This window comes from Streptomyces sp. NBC_00388 (assembly GCF_036061255.1).
Taxonomy (GTDB): Bacteria; Actinomycetota; Actinomycetes; order Streptomycetales; family Streptomycetaceae; genus Streptomyces.
The window spans coordinates 1,434,233-1,452,987 of sequence record NZ_CP107948.1 but is presented as its reverse complement, the minus strand read 5'-3'; the positions used below and the strand labels follow the sequence as shown (position 1 = coordinate 1,452,987).

The following is an 18,755-nucleotide window of genomic DNA, read 5'->3' as shown; positions in this document are numbered from 1 at the left end:
TCGTAGTCCGGGTTGCGGGCAGCCCTGTGGGACACCGCGCTCCGCCCGCCTCGCCCTCGCCCCTCAGCCGTGGAGTCGGAGGACCCTGCATATGACGACCGACGCTTCAGCGGACCGAGCTGTCCGGGCGGCTGTCGCCGCCCGCTTCGAACGGCTCCCGATGAGCCGCTGGCATGTCACCGTCCGGCTCATCGTGGGAGCAGTCACCTTCTTCGAGGCGTTCGACCAGCTGCTGATCGCGTACGCGATGCCCCAGCTGCGCACCGAGTGGCAGCTGACCGACTCCGCCTCCACCTGGCTGCTCACCGTCGGGTCCGCCGGGATGCTGCTCGGCGCGGTGCTCTCCGGCCGTCTCGCCGACCGGATCGGGCGGGTCAGGGTCATCGCCCTGTGCGTGGCGGTATCCAGCGTCGCCAACCTCGCCCTGGCCGCCACCACATCGCCCGGATCCTTCATGGCGGTCCGCTTCGTCCAGGGTCTGGCCATCGGTGGTGAGGTCCCGGTGGCCGCCACTTTCATCGCCGAGATCACCCGCAGCCACCGGCGGGGGCGCTTCGTCCTGCTCTACGAGCTGGTCTTCCCGGCCGGCCTCACCGTGGGCGCGCTGGTCGCCGCCTGGGTGGTGCCGCTGCTCGGCTGGCGCTGGATGTACGTACTGGCCGCCGTACCCGGGATGTTGTGCGTCCTGGTGCAGCGCGCCGTACCCGAATCCCCGCGCTGGCTCGCCGAACACGGCAGGGCCGATGAGGCGGCCGAGGTGATGACCAGGATCGAGGCGGAGGTCCGCCGCGCCACCGGGAAACCGCTGCCGCCCGTCGCAGCCGCGCCGGCGGACGGGGCGGGCGCGGAGGCCCGGCCGGTCCCGGAAGCCGGGGCGAGCGGCCTGCGCGGACTGTTCACCGGCCGCTACCGCCGCCGCACCCTGGTGATCGGGGCCCTCTGGTTCACCGGCTACTTCGTCAACTACGGCATCACCTCCTGGCTGCCGGTGATCTACCAGAACCGCTACGGCCTCTCGCTCTCCGACGCGCTCCTCTACTCGACGGTGACCGCCTGCGCGGGGCTCGCGGGCTGTCTGGCCGCCGCCCTGACCGTCGACAGCGCCGGGCGCAGGCGCGTCATCACCGTCTGCCTCTCCGGCGCCGCCGTCACGCTGTTCGCCCTCGCGTACCTCGGCGCCGGGACACCGCTCCAGGTGCTGGTCTGGACCTCACTGGCCGCGGTCTTCTTCTTCGGCTCCAACATCTGCCTCTACCTCTACACACCCGAGCTCTACCCGACCCGGATGCGGGCCCTGGGCAGCAGCGTGGGCGGGGCGATGAACCGGCTCGGTGTGATCCTCGGCCCCATCGTCGTCGGCATGGTGTACGCCGGGGGGCACGTCCCCCCGGTCTTCGTGGTGCTGGGGGCGGTGGCACTGGCGGGCGCCTTCGTCGCGGTGGCGGGCGCCGAGGAGACGGCGGGGCGGCGCCTGGAGGAAGTGTCGCCCTGACCCGGCGCCGGCCCGGACCGCCCGGTCGGAGCCGCCCCCGGCCCGGACCGCCCGGTCGGAGCCGCCCCCGGCCCGGACCGGTTCGGGCCCGCCCGGCCGCCTGCCCGCCGTCCTCACTCCCAGAGGGACGTCGGCGCCTCCTTGCGCACCACAGGGGCGATCTCCTCCGCGAACCGCTGGAGCGTCTCCAGCTGCTCCCCGCCGGAGAGGCCGAAACCGTCGACACTGACGGACTGGAGGTCGTGCCGGTAGACCTCGTGGTACCCGAGGATCTTGTCGATGATCTGCTGCGGCGACCCGATGAGCTGCGGACCGCTCCCCATCGCGTCCTCGATGGTGCGGAAGGGGGTGTTGTACCCGGCCCTGCCCGCCAGATGCGGCTTGAAGTTCTGGGCCACCTTCGCCTCGTACAGCTCCTTGAAGCGCTCCACCGCCTGCTGCGAACTGTCGGCGATGAGCAACCCGCCCGAACCGGCGGCGACATGGGCCTGCGCCGGGTCGTGGCCGTACTCCTCGAACCTCTCGCGGTAGTGGGCGATCAGCCCGGCGTACGCCTCGCGCGGCTGGACGGCGTTGGCGGTGAAGAGCGGGTCCCCGTGACGGGCCGCCAGCTCGGGAGAGTTGAGACTGGTCGCCGAGCCGTGCCAGATACGCGGAAGTCCGCTGTACGGCCGCGGGAGCGTCGTCACCCCCTTGAGAGCGGGCCTGAACTCGCCCTCCCAGTCGACCTCCTCCTCGCTCCAGAGCCTGCGCAGCAGCTCGTACTTCTCCTTCTGGAGGTCCCACTGCCGCTCCTCGTCGAGCCCGAAGAGGTCGAAGTGCCCCGCCTCCGCCCCCTTGCCGACGACCAGCTCGATACGGCCCCGCGACAACTGGTCGAGGGTCGCGTAGTCCTCGGCCACCCGGACCGGATCGAGGATCGCCACCACCGTCACCCCGGTCAGCAGTCTGATGCGGGAGGTGCGCGCGGCGAGGGCGCCGAGCACCACCGTCGGGCTCGACGACAGGAAGGGGCCGGCGTGCCGCTCGCCGACGGCGTACCCGTCGAACCCGAGCTGCTCGGCCGCCGCACCGATGTCGACGACCTCCGCCAGCCGGTCGGCCGCGGAGGGGAGTTCGCCCGTCAGCGGGTGCGGGGCATGGCTGATGAGGGAGAGCACCTGAAACTTCATGCTGCCACTGTGAGCGCCGGACATTGCGTCCCTGTGGCAACCGTGTGGCAGGCCTGGGGGCGGTCCGGTGACCGCCCGGGCCCGGGCACGGATGAGGGGCGGCCCGGCAGGACCGCCCCTCACCCATGTGCCGTTACTTCTTGCCGAGGATGTCCTCGACCCTGCCGCGGATCTCGTCCGTGGCCAGGCCCCGGATGGTCAGCGTCGTACGGCGGCGCAGCACGTCGTCGGCCGTCTCGGCCCACTCGTGGTCGCGGGCGTAGACCACCTGCGCCCAGATCTCCGGGGCGTCCGGGTGGACTCGCTCGGCCAGCGCCGGGTTGTCGTTCGCGAGCCGCGCGATGTCGAAGGAGAGCGAGCCGTAGTGCGTGGCCAGATGGCGGGCCGTGTCCGCCCCCATGCTCGGCCCCGGCGTCCCGTCGACGAGGAGCCGGTGCGCGACGGCGTGCGGGTTGGCGATACCGGGCAGCGGCTGCTTCTTCGGCAGGTGCGAGATCGGCTCCATGTCGTGGCCGAGCGGGTGGCCAGGCAGCGCCGCCAGCTTGTTCATGACCGTACGGCCGATGTGCCGGAAGGTCGTCCACTTGCCGCCCGCCACCGAGAGCATCCCGCCGCGCCCCTCGGTGACGACCGTCTCGCGCTTGGCCTTCGACGTGTCGCCGGGGCCGCCGGGCAGCACCCGGAGCCCCGCGAAGGAGTACGTGATCAGATCGCGCGAGAGCTGCTGGTCCCGTACGGAGAAGGCGGCCTCGTCCAGGATCTGGGCGGTGTCCTTCTCGGTGACCGAGACGTCGGCCGGGTCGCCCTCGTACTCCTCGTCGGTGGTGCCCAGCAGCAGCTGGTCCTCCCACGGGAGCGCGAAGGTGATCCGGTACTTGTCGATCGGCGTCGCCAGCGCGGCACGCCAGGGCGAGGTGCGCTTGAGGACCAGGTGCGCGCCCTTGGAGAGCCGTATGGAGGGCGCGGCGTTCGGGTCCTCAAGCTTGCGCAGGTGGTCGACCCAGGGGCCGGTGGCGTTCAGTACGAGCCGGGCGCTGACGCCGAACTCGCTGCCGTCGAGGCGGTCCTTGAGCTCCGCGCCCGTCACCCGGCCCTCGGTGAAGCGCAGCCCGGTGACCTCCGCGTGGTTGAGCACAGTGGCGCCGGACTCGACGGCCGCGCGCACGGTCATCAGGGCCATGCGGGAGTCGTTCATCTGGTCGTCGCCGTAGACCGCGACGGCCTTGAGGTTGTCGGTCCGCAGCTCGGGCACATCGCGCTGCGCCTTCGCCGGGGAGATCACATGGCCGACACCGTCGCCGAAGGCGGAGAGCGCGGAGTAGGCGAAGACGCCCGCACCGAGCTTGGCCGCGCCGTGCGGGCCGCCCTTGTACACGGGCAGGTAGAACGTCAGCGGATTGGCCAGGTGCGGGGCCACGTCACGGGAGACGGCACGCCGCTCGAAGTGGTTCTCGGCGACGAGCTTCACGGCCCCGGTCTGGAGGTACCGGAGGCCGCCGTGCAGAAGTTTGGACGAAGCGGACGATGTGGCGCCGGCGAAGTCGCCGGCATCCACCAGGGCCACCCGCAGCCCGGACTGCGCGGCGTGCCAGGCGGTGGAGATGCCCAGGATTCCGCCGCCGATCACCAGGAGGTCGTACGTCGCCTTGGAAAGCTGCTCCCGAGTCTCGGCGCGGCTCGGAAGGGAGCCGGAGGCCGGGTGCGTCCCGAGGGCCGGGACGCTCTGCAGGGTGGTCATATTGGTTACTCCTCGTCTTCGAGCCAGCCCATGGTCCGCTGTACGGCCTTGAGCCAGTTCTTGTACTCGCGGTCACGGACGGCCGCGTCCATCCGGGGTGTCCACTCGGCGGCCCTGCGCCAGTTGGCGCGCAGTGCGTCGGTGTCCGGCCAGAAGCCGACGGCGAGACCGGCGGCGTAGGCAGCGCCGAGGCAGGTCGTCTCGGCCACCATCGGGCGCACCACGGGTGCGTCCAGGAAGTCGGAGAGCGTCTGCATCAGCAGGTTGTTGGAGGTCATTCCGCCGTCGACCTTGAGCGAGGTCAGCTCGACGCCGGAGTCCTTGGTCATGGCGTCGCTGATCTCACGCGTCTGCCATGCGGTGGCCTCGAGGACGGCACGGGCGATGTGCGCCTTGGTGACGTAACGGGTCAGCCCCGCGATCACACCACGCGCGTCGGGGCGCCAGTACGGGGCGAACAGACCGGAGAAGGCCGGTACGAAGTACGCGCCGCCGTTGTCGTCGACCGAGGAGGCCAGGGTCTCGACCTCGGCGGCACTGTTGATCATGCCCATCTGGTCGCGGAGCCACTGGACGAGCGAGCCGGTGACGGCGATCGACCCTTCGAGCGCGTACACCGGCTTCTGGTCGCCGATCTGGTAGCCGACGGTCGTCAGCAGGCCGTTGTACGAGTTGACGGGCGTGTCACCGGTGTTCATCAGCATGAAGGTGCCGGTGCCGTACGTCGACTTCGCCTCACCCTCGGCGAAACAGGTCTGGCCGAACAGGGCCGCCTGCTGGTCACCGAGCGCGGAGGCGACGGGCACACCGGCCAGCACGCCGGCGGCTGCCGTCCCGTACACCTCGGCGGACGAGCGGATCTCGGGCAGCACGGCCGCCGGGATCTCGATCGAGGCGAGGATCTTCGGGTCCCACTTCATCGTGTGCAGGTTCATCAGCAGCGTGCGGGAGGCGTTGGTGACGTCCGTGACGTGGACGCCGCCGTTCACCCCGCCCGTCAGGTTCCAGATGACCCAGGAGTCCATGGTGCCGAAGAGGATGTCGCCGGCCTCGGCGCGCTCGCGCAGCCCCTCGACGTTGTCCAGCAGCCAGCGGATCTTCGGCCCGGCGAAGTACGAGGCCAGCGGCAGACCCGTCTCGCGGCGGAAGCGGTCCTGGCCCACGTTGCGGCCGAGCTCGCGGCAGACGGCGTCCGTGCGGGTGTCCTGCCAGACGATCGCGTTGTGGACGGGCTCACCGGTGTTCTTGTCCCACAGCAGCGTGGTCTCGCGCTGGTTCGTGATGCCGATGGCCTTGACGTCGTCCGAGGTGATGCCGGCCTTCCGGACCGCGCTCGCCACGACTTCCTGGACGTTGGTCCAGATCTCGGTGGCGTCGTGCTCGACCCAGCCCGGCTTGGGGAAGATCTGCTCGTGTTCCTTCTGGTCGACGGCGACGATGCGGCCGTCGCGGTCGAAGACGATGCAGCGGCTGGACGTGGTGCCCTGGTCGATGGCCGCGATGAACGGCCCGGTGGTGTGAGCGTCAGTGGTCACGGTGTGCTCCGAAGGTCTGAAGGGGTGGTCGTCGGTGCCGGGTGCTCACGCGAAGGCGAGGTTGTAGAGACCGCCTGCGAGAGCGCCGCCTATGAGCGGGCCCGCCACGGGTATCCACGCGTAGCCCCAGTCCGAGCTGCCCTTGTGCGGGAGCCGCAGCAGGGAGTGGACGATGCGCGGGCCGAGGTCACGGACCGGGTTGATGGCGTAACCGGTCGGACCGCCGAGCGACAGTCCGATGGAGACGACGACCAGCGAGGTGATCAGTGCGCCGAGCGTGCTCAGGCCCTTGCCGTCGGCGCTCAGCCCCTGCGTCAGGATCGCCAGGACCAGGACCGTGGTGCCGATGATCTCGGTGGCCAGGTTCTGTACGACGTTACGGATCTCGGGTGCGGTGAAGAAGACACCTCCCACTGGGCCGGGACCGGGCTCGCTCTTCGCGAGGCCCTTGTCCTGCGCCGCGATCTCCGGGTCCTTGAGATGGGCCTGGAAATGACCGTAGTACGCGACCCAGACGAGCGCAGCACCGATCATGGCGCCGAGCAGCTGAGAGCCGAGGTACAGGGGCACGTCGCCCCACGGGGTGTCGCCCTTGACGGCCAGGCCTATGGTCACCGCCGGGTTCAGGTGCGCGCCCGAGACACCGGTGGAGATGTAGGCGGCGGTCAGTACGGCGAAGCCCCAGCCGAACGTGACGGCCAGCCATCCCGCGTCCTTGGCCTTCGAGCGCTTGAGGGTGACGGCGGCGCACACACCCGCGCCGAGCAGTACGAGTACGGCGGTCCCGATGGTCTCGCCGATGAAGATGTCGGAGCTGGACACCCGCGACTCCTTTGTCCTTCGTCCAGGGGAAGCCGGACACCGGTTTCCTCCGGTCGTCCGCGCCCTCAGGTGAGGGCGTTGCCGGCCCTTTGGCACTGTCACACCCTAACGCGCATTTCCGTTAAGTGTTCGACAATGCCGACCGATGAACGGCAGTTTTGTCCTGCGATCGGTAAAGGTCAAGAGGCTGTGACGTGAAACTCGGCCAAGGCCGGTTTCCGGCCCCGCGGAAGTGCCCCGGGGGACGGTCTCCGGGGGTCGCTCAGAAGCGCCCGGCGCCCAGATCGCGCGAGACGGACCGGGCACAGTCGCGCACCGCTGCCACCAGTTCCGGGCGCAGCTCCCCGTCCACGCAGACCCGCTCGACCGCACCGGTCACCGCGATGGCGCCCAGTGGCATCCTGCGCCGGTCGTGGATGGGGGCGGCCACCGACGCCACGCCCTCCCAGGTCTCCTCGACGTCCGAGCCCCAGCCGCGCGCCCTGGTGAGGTCGAGTGACGATTCGAACTCCTCCAGGCCGCTGACCGTGCGGGGGGTGAGGCTCTGGCGCTCGCTCTCCAGGGCCTCGCTGTGGGCCACCGGGTCGTACGCGGAGAGCACCTTGCCGAGAGCGCTGGAGTGCAGGGGCTGCATGGCTCCGACCTCCAGCACCTGCCGGCTGTCGTCGGGGCGGAAGACGTGGTGGACGATGAGGACGCCCCGCTGGTGCAGGACGCCCAGATAGACGCTCTCCCCGCTGGAGCGGGCCAGGTCGTCGGTCCAGACGAGGGCGCGCGCCCGCAGCTCGTGCACATCCAGATAGCTGTTGCCCAGGCGCAGCAGCTCGGCCCCCAGCTGGTAGCGCCCGGACGCCGGGTCCTGCTCCACGAAGCCCTCCTGCTGGAGGGTGCGCAGGATGCCGTGGGCCGTGCCCTTGGCCAGGTCGAGGGAGGAGGCGATGTCGGACAGCCCGAGCCGCCGCTCGCCGCCCGCGAGCAGCCTCAGCATCGCAGCCGCCCGCTCCAGGGACTGAATGTTCTTCGCCATTGCTGGGCCACCCTCCACACTGTTCGGCAATGCTGAACACTATCGGTCCATGTCGACCCAGTGTCACGCGGAGTGCGGCCGGGCGGTACCGGGCCCTCTCCCCGCGGCTCCCGCGACGGAGAGCCGTCCGCCCCGTGGGACACCAGCGCCGCCCGGCGCCGTCCCGGCTACGCTGGCCAGGTGCGCCATCCTGCCGGAAGGCGCAAAGCCGACAGCCGTCGCATCCCAGGGAGAACATTCCATGGCCTCGTCGCCAACCCCTTCCGCTGACAGCCGGACCCGAGCCGACGCCCTCCGTGAGGCACTGGCCACCCGTGTGGTGGTGGCCGACGGTGCGATGGGCACGATGCTGCAGGCGCAGGATCCCACTCTCGAGGATTTCCAGCAGCTGGAAGGCTGCAACGAGATCCTGAATGTGACCAGGCCGGACATCGTGCGCTCGGTGCACGAGGAGTACTTCGCGGTCGGCGTCGACTGCGTGGAGACGAACACCTTCGGCGCGAACCACTCGGCGGCGAACGAGTACGAGATCGCCGACCGCATCGTCGAGCTGTCCGAGGCGGGCGCCCGCATCGCCCGCGAGGTCGCCGACGAGTTCGCTGCGAAGGACGGCCGCCAGCGCTGGGTCCTCGGTTCCGTGGGCCCGGGCACCAAGCTGCCGTCGCTCGGCCACACGACGTACGGCGTACTGCGGGACGGTTACCAGCAGAACGCCGAGGGGCTGCTGGCCGGCGGCGCGGACGCCCTGATCGTGGAGACCACGCAGGACCTGCTGCAGACCAAGTCGAGCCTGATCGGCGCGCGCCGCGCGATGGACGCCCTGGGTTTCGACGTGCCGCTGATCTGTTCGCTCGCCTTCGAGACGACCGGTGTCATGCTCCTAGGCTCCGAGATCGGCGCGGCACTGACCGCGCTGGAGCCGCTGGGCATCGACCTGATCGGGCTGAACTGCTCGACCGGTCCGGCCGAGATGAGCGAGCACCTGCGCTACCTGGCACGTCACTCGCGTACGCCGCTGATGTGCATGCCGAACGCGGGCCTGCCCGTGCTGACCAAGGACGGCGCGCACTTCCCGCTCGGCCCCGAGGGGCTGGCGGACGCCCAGGAGACATTCGTCAGCGACTACGGCCTGTCCCTGATCGGCGGCTGCTGCGGTACGACGCCCGAGCATCTGCGCCAGGTCGTCGAGCGGGCACGCGCGCTCACCCCGGCGACCCGTGACCCGCGGCCCGAGCCCGGCGCCGCCTCCCTGTACCAGAGTGTGCCGTTCCGGCAGGACACGGCGTACATGGCGATCGGCGAGCGGACCAACGCCAACGGCAGCAAGAAGTTCCGTGAGGCGATGCTGGAGGCGCGCTGGGACGACTGCGTGGAGATGGCCCGCGACCAGATCCGCGAGGGCGCGCACATGCTCGACCTGTGCGTCGACTACGTGGGCCGCGACGGCGTGGCCGACATGGCCGAGCTCGCGGGCCGTTTCGCGACCGCCTCGACCCTGCCGATCGTGCTGGACTCCACCGAGCTGCCCGTCCTGCAGGCCGGTCTGGAGAAGCTGGGCGGCCGTGCGGTCCTGAACTCGGTGAACTACGAGGACGGGGACGGCCCGGAGTCGCGCTTCGCCAAGGTCACCGCACTGGCGAAGGAGCACGGGGCGGCGCTGATCGCGCTGACCATCGACGAGGAGGGCCAGGCCCGCACCGTCGAGCACAAGGTCGCGATCGCCGAGCGGCTCATCGAGGACCTGTCGGGCAACTGGGGCGTGCGTGAGTCGGACATCCTCATCGACACCCTGACCTTCACCATCTGCACCGGCCAGGAGGAGTCGCGGGGCGACGGTGTCGCCACCATCGAGGCGATCCGCGAGCTCAAGCGCCGTCACCCGGACGTCCAGACCACGCTGGGGCTCTCGAACATCTCCTTCGGTCTCAACCCGGCCGCCCGCGTCGTACTCAACTCCGTGTTCCTCGACGAGTGCGTCAAGGCGGGACTGGACTCGGCGATCGTGCACGCCTCCAAGATCCTGCCGATCGCCCGCCTGGAGGACGAGCAGGTCAAGGTCGCCCTCGACCTCATCCACGACCGCCGCTCCGAGGGCTACGACCCCCTGCAGAGGCTCATGGAGCTCTTCGAGGGCGTCAACATGAAGTCGATGAAGCAGGGCAGGGCCGAGGAGCTCATGGCGCTCCCGCTGGACGAGCGCCTGCAGCGCCGGATCATCGACGGCGAGAAGAACGGACTGGAGGCCGACCTCGACGAAGCGCTCCAGGACCGGCCGGCCCTCGAGATCGTCAACGAGACCTTGCTGGAGGGCATGAAGGTCGTCGGTGAGCTGTTCGGCTCCGGCCAGATGCAGCTGCCGTTCGTGCTCCAGTCCGCCGAGGTCATGAAGGGTGCGGTGGCCCATCTGGAGCCGCACATGGAGAAGACCGACGCCGACGGAAAGGGCACCATCGTGCTCGCCACCGTCCGGGGCGACGTCCACGACATCGGCAAGAACCTCGTCGACATCATCCTGACGAACAACGGCTACAACGTCGTCAACCTCGGGATCAAGCAGCCCGTATCGGCGATCCTCGAAGCGGCCGAGGAGCACAAGGCCGACGTCATCGGCATGTCCGGTCTCCTCGTCAAGTCGACCGTGATCATGAAGGAGAACCTGCAGGAGCTCAACCAGCGCGAGATGGCCGCCGACTTCCCCGTCATCCTCGGCGGCGCCGCCCTCACCCGCGCCTACGTCGAGCAGGACCTCCACGAGATCTACGAGGGCGAAGTCCGCTACGCCCGCGACGCGTTCGAGGGCCTGCGCCTGATGGACGCCCTGATCGGCGTCAAGCGCGGTGTCCCCGGCGCGGTCCTGCCGGAGCTGAAGCAGCGCCGGGTGCCGAAGCGGGACACGGCAGCCGTCGTGGAAGCGGACGAGCCGGAGGGCTCCGTACGCTCGGACGTGGCCACTGACAACCCGGTCCCGGAACCGCCGTTCTGGGGGACCAGGGTCGTCAAGGGCATCCAGCTCAAGGAGTACGCGTCCTGGCTGGACGAGGGCGCTCTCTTCAAGGGCCAGTGGGGGCTCAAGGAGGCCCGCAAGGGCGAGGGCCCCACCTACGAGGAGCTCGTCGAGACCGAGGGACGTCCGCACCTGCGCGGCTGGCTCGACCAGCTGCACACCAAGAACATGCTGGAGGCCGCCGTCGTCTACGGCTACTTCCCGTGCGTGTCCAAGGGGGACGACCTGATCCTCCTCAACGACGACGGCAGCGAGCGCACCCGCTTCACCTTCCCGCGCCAGCGCCGGGGCCGGCGCCTGTGCCTGGCGGACTTCTTCCGCCCCGAGGACTCCGGCGAGACGGACGTGATCGGCCTCCAGGTCGTCACGGTCGGTTCGAGGATCGGCGAGGCCACCGCCGAGCTCTTCGCAGCCAACTCCTACCGTGACTACCTCGAACTGCACGGTCTGTCCGTGCAGCTGGCCGAAGCCCTCGCCGAGTACTGGCACGCGCGGGTCCGCTCCGAGCTCGGCTACGCCGGCGAGGACCCCTCCGACGTCCAGGACATGTTCGCTCTCAAGTACCGCGGCGCGCGCTTCTCGCTCGGCTACGGTGCCTGCCCCGACCTGGAGGACCGGGCGAAGATCGCCGAGCTGCTCCAGCCCGAGCGGATCGGGGTCCACCTCTCGGAGGAGTTCCAGCTCCACCCCGAGCAGTCCACGGACGCGATCGTCATCCACCACCCCGAGGCCAAGTACTTCAACGCCCGGTAGCCCCGGTACGGCCCGCGGATGCACCGCATCGCAGGGCGCACCCGACCGCAGCGACGTAGACTGATCGGTCCGGTGCAGGCCGGTTGCCTTCCCAGCAGGGTGGGTGACCGGCCTTCGTGTCCCCAGGAGGTGTCCCCGTATGACCAGTACGGTCGCCGCGCTCGATCCCCGTATGGCCGAAGGCGCGGCTCTGCAGGCCGTCCTGCTCGACATGGACGGCACGCTGGTGGACACCGAGGGCATCTGGTGGGACGCGGAGGTGGACGTCTTCGCGGCTCTGGGCCACCGGCTGGACGAGAGCTGGCGGGAGACCGTGGTGGGCGGGCCGATGACCCGCAGCGCCGGCTACCTGATCGAGGTCACCGGCGCGGACATCACCCTGCCCGAGCTGACCACGCTGCTCAACGACCGGTTCGAGGCGCGGATCTCCGGCGGGGTGCCGCTGATGCCGGGGGCGCTGCGGCTCCTCACCGAGCTGGCCGCCCACGGCGTGCCCACGGCCCTGGTCTCCGCCTCGCACCGCCGGATCATCGACCGGGTGCTGACATCGCTGGGCCCGGCCAACTTCTCCCTGACCGTCGCGGGCGACGAGGTGGCACGCACGAAGCCGCACCCGGAGCCCTATCTCGCGGCCGCCGCGGGCCTGGGAGCCGATCCGGCGCGCTGCGCGGTCATCGAGGACACCGCGACCGGCGTGGCCGCGGCGGAGGCCGCAGGCTGCCGTGTGGTGGCCGTCCCCTCCGTGACGCCGATTGCCGCCGCCGACGGCCGGGTGGTCGTCGGATCTCTGGAAGAAGTTGATCTGCGTTTTCTCCGGGCGCTGGTCGACCGAATGCACTGACCCGGGCACGGACCGTGCCGATTTCGTTCCGGAGGAATCGGCGCGTGTCGTTCGGGTGTATTTACGTGAACATGAAGAGAGGCTTCATGCTTTACGAAAGGTGCGATCGGAGTGACGTTCATCACCTGACGGGATGTCGACGCGAGGGCAATTGCATGCTGCGACCCTTCCGTCTCCGCTCCGCACGTGCCCATGTGTCCCGATTGGTGAAGTGGTGTACGAATCACTTCGGTGGTCGGATATTGACGCTCCGCTATTCGTGAAGATGGTGTGGATCCCACCCAAGTCGCCCCCGGTCCAGGTTTCCTGACGTTCCCCACTAATCTCATGGCGAGAACTTCGCCGTACACTTCTGTGCCCCCGGTGCCCACCAAGCGTCCGGGATCACCGGACTGATCGCTCTGTACCCGGCCCGATCGCCCCGCCCCGATCGGGCGGCAGCGGCGGAGTGTCTGTACATCGCTGTATCCCAGTGCCGGATGAGGAGAACGTCCAGAATGAACCGCAAGACTCTGGTGCTGTCGGCGATAGCGTGCCTGCTCGCTCCGGCACTCGCCGCGTGCGGCGGCACAGGCAGCGGCGACGACGGCGGCAAGGCCATCGTCGTGGGCACGACGGACTTCATCGAGTCCGGCAAGGCCCCGGCTCCTCTCGACCCCGCCTACACCTATGACACCGGTGTCTGGAACTTCCTGCGCCCCACTCTCCAGTCACTGATGCAGATGCCGCGTGGTGGCGGCCTGCCGGTGCCGGACGCTGCCAGCGACTGCCGGTTCACCGACACCGAGAACGAGAGCTACCGCTGCAAGCTCCGCAGCGGACTGCAGTTCGCCAACGGCGACCCCCTCACGGCCGCCGATGTGAAGTACTCCCTGGACCGTGTCACCCACATCCACGACCCGAACGGGCCGTCGGGTCTGCTGGAGAACATCGACACCATCGAGCCGGTCAGCGCTCACGAGCTGGTCTTCCACCTCAAGACGCCCGACGCCACCTTCCCGTACAAGCTGGCGACCCCGGCCGCGGGCATCGTGGAGAAGAGCGTGTACGCGCCGGACAAGCTGCGCAAGGGCTTCGTCGTCGACGGCTCGGGGCCCTACACGTTCAAGGCGGAGGTCAGCAACAACCGCCTCACCAAGGCCATCTTCACCAAGAACCCCCACTACAAGGGTTCGCTGAAGCTGCAGAACGACAAGGTCGAGATCGATTCCTTCCCCGACGCCGCCGCCATGGGTGCCGCGCTGAAGTCAGGGAAGGTCGACATGGAGGCACGCACCCTCTCGCCCGAGCAGATCAAGCAGTTCTCGGACGGATCGTCGCCGAACATCAACTTCGTCGAGAGCCCCGGCCTGGAGATCCGCTACCTCGCCTTCAACACCAATGACCCGGCGGTGAAGAACAAGGCGGTCCGCCAGGCGATGGCCGCGCTTGTCGACCGCGGTCAGATCGCCAGCCAGGTGTACGGCGCGACCTCCGAACCGCTCTACTCGCTGATCCCCTCCGGCATTGGCGGCCACACCAATTCGTTCTTCAACAAGTACGGCGATCCGAGCAAGAGCGAAGCCGCCCAGATCCTGCACTCCGCCGGGATCAACAGCAAGGTGCGCCTGACGCTGCATTACACGAGCGACCACTACGGGCCGGGCACGGCGAAGGAGTTCGCGCTGCTCAAGAAGCAGCTGAACGCCTCCGGACTCTTCGACGTGACGACCGAGGGCCACAAGTGGGCGCAGTTCCGCCCCGCCGAGGTGAAGGGCGACTACGCGGTCTACGGCATGGGCTGGTTCCCGGACTTCCCCGACGCCGACAACTTCATCTCGCCGTTCCTCAGCAAGGGCAACTTCCTCAACACGCCCTACGCGAACTCCACCATCCGCGACACGTACATCCCGGACTCGCGGAAGGCCGCCGACCGCACCACGGCGGTGACCCCGCTCCAGAAGATCCAGGACATCGTCGCGGACGACGTCCCCGTCCTGCCGCTCTGGCAGGGCAAGCAGTACGTGGCGGCGCGGGACGACCTCACCGGAGTGGAGTGGGCGCTCAGCAACTCGTCCGCCCTGCAGATCTGGGAGCTCGGCCGCGGCGTCAGCTGACCCGTCCGGCCGCGGCGCACCGCGGGGGCTCCGGCGCCCGGCGGCCGCGCCGCCGGGCGGAGCCGCGCCGGTGCGCCGCAGCCGGGAGGCCCGGGAGCTACTGCTGCGCTCCCGGGCGCACCAGACCGCTCTCGTACGCGTAGACCGCGGCCTGCACCCGGTCACGCAGTGCCAGCTTGGTCAGTACGTGGCCCACATGGGTCTTGACGGTGGTCTCGCTGACGAACAGGTCGGCGGCGATCTCGGCGTTCGAAAGGCCGCGCGCGACCAGCTTGAGCACCTCGACCTCGCGCTCGGTCAGCGTGTGCAGGGCGTCCGGCACGGGATCCTCGCCGGACGGCAGATGGTCGGCGTACTTGTCGAGCAGCCGGCGCGTGATGCTCGGCGCCAGCGTCGCCTCACCCCCCGCCACCACCCGGATCGCCTGGACCAGCTCGTTGGCGGGCGCGTCCTTGAGCAGGAAACCGCTGGCACCGGCCCGCAGAGCCTCCACGACGTACTCGTCCAGGTCGAAGGTGGTCAGCACCAGGACCTTCGCCGGACCGTCCCGTCCCGGGCCGGTGATCTGGCGGGTGGCCTCGACCCCGTCCATCCGGGGCATCCGGATGTCCATCAGCACCACATCGGGCTGCAGCGCCCGGACCTGGTCGAGGGCCTGGAGACCGTCCCCGGCCTCACCGACCACCGCGAGGTCCTGCTCGGCCTCCAGGATCATCCGGAAACCGGTGCGCAGCAGCGGCTGGTCGTCGACCAGTAGGACGCGGATCGCCACGGGAACTCCTTCGCTAGACCGGCCCCATTCTGCCCTGACTGTCCCCCCGGGACGCCGTGGGGCGTACCGGGGGAGTCCAGGACGGATCAGGCGCAGCGGCGGCCGGGGCCGCCCGGCCTCACTGGGACACGGCCGCGCCGGCCGTACCGGCACCGGCTTCGCGGGCCCCGGCACCGGCGCCGGGCGCCCCCGCACCGGCCCCACGCACCACGTCCAGGGGGTAGACCGGCGGCGTACCGCCGAACTCCGGACAGACAGCGCGGTGGTCGCACCAGCCGCAGAGCTTCGTCGGCCGCGGCTGCCAGTCACCGCTCTCGGTGGCCTTCCTGATCGCCTCCCACAGCGCGAGCAGCTTCTGCTCGACCCGCTCCAGGTCGGCCTCGGCCGGGTCGTACGTCACCACCTCGCCGCTGCCCAGGTACACCAGCTGGAGGCGGCGCGGCACGACCCCCTTCAGCCGCCACACGACCAGCGCGTAGAACTTCATCTGGAAGAGCGCGCCCTCCGCGTACTGCGGGCGGGGCGCCTTGCCCGTCTTGTAGTCCACGATCCGGACCTCGCCGGTCGGCGCCACGTCGACCCGGTCGATGATCCCGCGCAGCCGCAGCCCCGACGCCAGCTCCGTCTCGATGAACAGCTCACGCTCGGCGGGCTCCAGGCGCGTCGGGTCCTCCAGCGTGAACCACCGCTCCACCAGCGACTCGGCCTCCGAGAGCCACTTCGCCAGCTGCTCGCCCCCCGGGTCGTCAGCGAACAGCTCGCCCAGCTCGGGCCTGGACGACAGCAGCCGGTCCCACTGGCCGGGGACCATCGCCCGGGCACGCGGAACGGTCCGCTCCGCCGCCGGGTCGTCGAACATCCGCTCCAGCACCGCATGCACCAGCGTTCCGCGCGTCGCCGCTGGGCTGGGCTTCTCCGGCAGCTTGTCGATCACCCGGAACCTGTACAGCAGCGGACACTGCATGAAGTCGCTCGCCCTGGACGGCGAGAGTGAAGTGGGCTGCTGGGCGGTAGTCATGTCCCAGACCCTACGACCCCCCACTGACACCGAGCCGCATACCATCGACGCCAGACATCCTCACACTGCATGATCAGGACATCGCGGAAAGCGGCGACCGGCCGGCAGGGGTGCGGAACGCATCCGGACGATACGAAGGGACACCGTGGACGAGAGCGGCGACAGCGGGCGCTCGCAGCCCGGCGCGGACGGGCAGGGCCCCGGCCCCGCGCCCGGCGGCGGCAAGCCGCGGCGCAGGGAGGCACCGGGCGGCGGCATCCTCATGGGCCGCCCCTTCGGCGTCCCGGTCTATGTCGCCCCCAGCTGGTTCCTGGTGGCAGCGCTCATCACCTGGGTCTTCGGCGGCCAGCTCGACCGGATCCTCCCCGGACTGGGCGGTGTCCGGTATCTGGTCTCCCTCTTCTTCGCGGTCGCCTTCTACGCGTCCGTGCTGGTCCACGAACTGGCCCACACGGTCGCCGCGCTGCGGTTCAAGCTCCCGGTACGCCGCATCCAGCTCCAGTTCTTCGGCGGGGTCTCGGAGATCGAGAAGGAGTCCGAGACCCCGGGCCGCGAGTTCGTCCTGGCGTTCGTGGGACCGCTGCTCTCCCTGATCCTCTCCGGCGTCTTCTACCTCGGGATGAAGGCGGTGGAGCCGGGAACGGTCCCCGGGGTCCTGCTGGCCGGCCTGATGATCTCCAACCTCATCGTGGCGGTCTTCAACCTGCTTCCCGGGCTGCCGCTGGACGGCGGCCGGATGCTCCGCGCCGTGGTCTGGAAGATCACCGGCAAGCCGATGAGCGGCACCATCGCCGCCGCCTGGTTCGGCAGGGCGCTCGCGGTGTCGGTCCTGATCGGTCTCCCGCTCCTCACCCACACCGGCTCCGACGCCGACGTGGGCGGCATGGAGACGGTCATGGACGCGCTGCTCGCCGCGATCCTCGCCGCGATCATCTGGACGGGCGCGGGCAACAGCCTGCGGATGGCCCGGCTGCGCGAACACCTCCCCGAACTCCGCGCCCGCACCCTCACCCGGCGCGCCGTGCCCGTGGAGACGACGACACCGCTCTCCGAGGCCCTGCGCAGGGCCAACGACGCCGGCGCCCGCGCTCTGGTCGTCGTGGACAGCGAGGGCGATCCGACGGCCCTGGTGAGGGAGGCGGCCATCGTCGGCGTGCCGGAGCACCGGCGCCCGTGGGTCGCGGTCAGCGGACTGGCCCAGGACCTCACCGAGGGGATGCGGGTGCCGGCCGAGCTGGCGGGCGAGGCGCTTCTCGACAAGCTGCGCGCCAGTCCGGCCACCGAGTACCTGGTGGTCGAGGAGAGCGGCGCGATCTACGGAGTCCTCTCCACGGCCGACGTCGAACGGGCATTCGTCCAGGCGATGGCGCGACCGGGTTCCTGAGGCCGGTAGTCTGCTCGTATGTCCGAACCGACCGGTGCCGCCCGCCGACGTGGGCCCTTCAAAGTCGGGGACCAGGTCCAGCTCACCGACCCCAAGGGACGCCACTACACCTTCACGCTCGAAGCAGAGAAGAACTTCCACACCCACAAGGGTTCTTTCTCGCACGACGAGCTGATCGGTGCTCCCGAGGGCAGTGTTGTCCGTACCACGGGGAACGTCGCCTACCTCGCGCTGCGCCCCCTGCTCCCCGATTTCGTCCTGTCCATGCCCCGCGGCGCCGCCGTGGTCTATCCCAAGGACGCGGGGCAGATCCTCGCCTTCGGGGACATCTTCCCCGGCGCCCGGGTCGTCGAGGCGGGTGTGGGCTCCGGTGCGCTCAGCAGCTTCCTGCTGCGTGCCATCGGCGAACAGGGGATGCTCCACTCGTACGAGCGCCGTGAGGACTTCGCCGAGATCGCCACGCAGAACGTGGAGCGCTACTTCGGCGGTCCGCACCCCGCCTGGCAGCTCACCATCGGTGACCTCCAGGACAACCTCTCCGACACGGACGTCGACCGCGTGGTGCTGGACATGCTCGCGCCCTGGGAGTGCCTGGACGCCGTCTCCAAGGCGCTCGTCCCCGGCGGCATCCTCTGCTGCTACGTGGCCACCACCACCCAGCTCTCGCGCACCGTCGAGTCCATCCGGGAGATCGGCTGCTTCGCCGAGCCGCAGCCCTGGGAGTCGATGGTCCGCAACTGGCACGTCGAGGGCCTCGCCGTCCGCCCGGACCACCGGATGATCGGCCACACCGGCTTCCTCGTCACCGCCCGCCGTCTCGCCGACGGTGTGGAGGCCCCGTTGCGCCGCCGCCGGCCGTCCAAGGGCGCGTACGGCGAGGACTACAGCGGCCCCGGAAAGGCCACCGGCAGGCCGGGCGCCGAGACCGGGAACGACACCACCGGGTCCGCCGAGACCGCCTGACCGCGCAACGCGCCGACGCCGCCGCAGAGTTCCCTCAGCACCTCAGGGAACTTCGCGGCGGCTTCTTTACGTTGAACATACGCACCCCGGCGTTTCGATCCCCTGTGACGTGTGGCACCATTCTGGCCACCCCCTCCG

At 69.9% G+C, this 18,755-nt stretch carries 13 protein-coding genes; 6 read left to right on the top strand and 7 right to left on the bottom strand.

All coding sequences use genetic code 11. The features are described from left to right. Positions 1-91 precede the first annotated feature (91 nt). Entirely contained in the window at positions 92-1,492 is a 1,401-nt protein-coding gene (locus tag OG917_RS06630; RefSeq protein ID WP_328316599.1) for an MFS transporter, read from the top strand. A gap of 113 nt (positions 1,493-1,605) precedes the next feature. Here OG917_RS06630 and OG917_RS06625 read toward each other — a convergent pair whose 3' ends face one another. From OG917_RS06625 to OG917_RS06605, 5 genes are all read right to left on the bottom strand, one after another. Further along, a complete protein-coding gene (locus tag OG917_RS06625; protein ID WP_328316598.1) occupies positions 1,606-2,664 on the bottom strand; it encodes an LLM class flavin-dependent oxidoreductase in 1,059 nt (352 codons plus the stop codon). 133 nt (positions 2,665-2,797) lie between these two features. Then, entirely contained in the window at positions 2,798-4,402 is a 1,605-nt protein-coding gene (locus OG917_RS06620) for a glycerol-3-phosphate dehydrogenase/oxidase (RefSeq protein ID WP_328316597.1), read from the bottom strand. 5 nt (positions 4,403-4,407) lie between these two features. Continuing rightward, positions 4,408-5,937: a glycerol kinase GlpK gene (gene glpK / locus OG917_RS06615; RefSeq protein WP_328316596.1), complete on the bottom strand. Its 1,530-nt coding sequence runs from the start codon at positions 5,935-5,937 to the stop codon at positions 4,408-4,410. A gap of 45 nt (positions 5,938-5,982) precedes the next feature. Next, complete coding sequence (locus OG917_RS06610; RefSeq protein WP_328316595.1) at positions 5,983-6,759, bottom strand: MIP/aquaporin family protein; 777 nt, start codon at positions 6,757-6,759, stop codon at positions 5,983-5,985. A 262-nt stretch (positions 6,760-7,021) separates the two neighbouring features. Beyond that, positions 7,022-7,786 (bottom strand): IclR family transcriptional regulator, encoded by a 765-nt coding sequence (locus tag OG917_RS06605; RefSeq protein WP_328316594.1) that lies wholly within the window; start codon positions 7,784-7,786, stop codon positions 7,022-7,024. Positions 7,787-8,027: 241 nt separating this feature from the next. Here OG917_RS06605 and metH point away from each other — a divergent pair, with 241 nt between their 5' ends. From metH to OG917_RS06590, 3 genes are all read left to right on the top strand, one after another. Then, positions 8,028-11,543, top strand: coding sequence for a methionine synthase (gene metH / locus OG917_RS06600; RefSeq protein WP_328316593.1), 3,516 nt, complete (start codon positions 8,028-8,030; stop codon positions 11,541-11,543). A gap of 139 nt (positions 11,544-11,682) precedes the next feature. Next, a complete protein-coding gene (locus OG917_RS06595; RefSeq protein ID WP_328316592.1) occupies positions 11,683-12,384 on the top strand; it encodes an HAD family hydrolase in 702 nt (233 codons plus the stop codon). A 497-nt stretch (positions 12,385-12,881) separates the two neighbouring features. Continuing rightward, a complete protein-coding gene (locus OG917_RS06590; protein WP_328316591.1) occupies positions 12,882-14,480 on the top strand; it encodes an ABC transporter substrate-binding protein in 1,599 nt (532 codons plus the stop codon). A 97-nt stretch (positions 14,481-14,577) separates the two neighbouring features. Here the strand turns inward: OG917_RS06590 and OG917_RS06585 are convergent, their stop codons facing one another. Then, entirely contained in the window at positions 14,578-15,252 is a 675-nt protein-coding gene (locus OG917_RS06585) for a response regulator transcription factor (RefSeq protein ID WP_328316590.1), read from the bottom strand. Between the two features lie 118 nt (positions 15,253-15,370). Continuing rightward, positions 15,371-16,315 (bottom strand): RecB family exonuclease, encoded by a 945-nt coding sequence (locus tag OG917_RS06580; protein WP_443058916.1) that lies wholly within the window; start codon positions 16,313-16,315, stop codon positions 15,371-15,373. 100 nt (positions 16,316-16,415) lie between these two features. On the opposite strand from OG917_RS06580, the gene OG917_RS06575 reads away from it, so the two are divergent. Then, the gene (locus OG917_RS06575) at positions 16,416-17,654 is read left to right on the top strand and encodes a site-2 protease family protein (protein ID WP_328316588.1); all 1,239 of its coding nucleotides are present in this window, start codon (positions 16,416-16,418) and stop codon (positions 17,652-17,654) included. 18 nt (positions 17,655-17,672) lie between these two features. Further along, on the top strand, positions 17,673-18,617 hold the full coding sequence (locus OG917_RS06570) for a tRNA (adenine-N1)-methyltransferase (RefSeq protein ID WP_328316587.1): 945 nt from the start codon (positions 17,673-17,675) through the stop codon (positions 18,615-18,617). Positions 18,618-18,755: the final 138 nt, after the last annotated feature.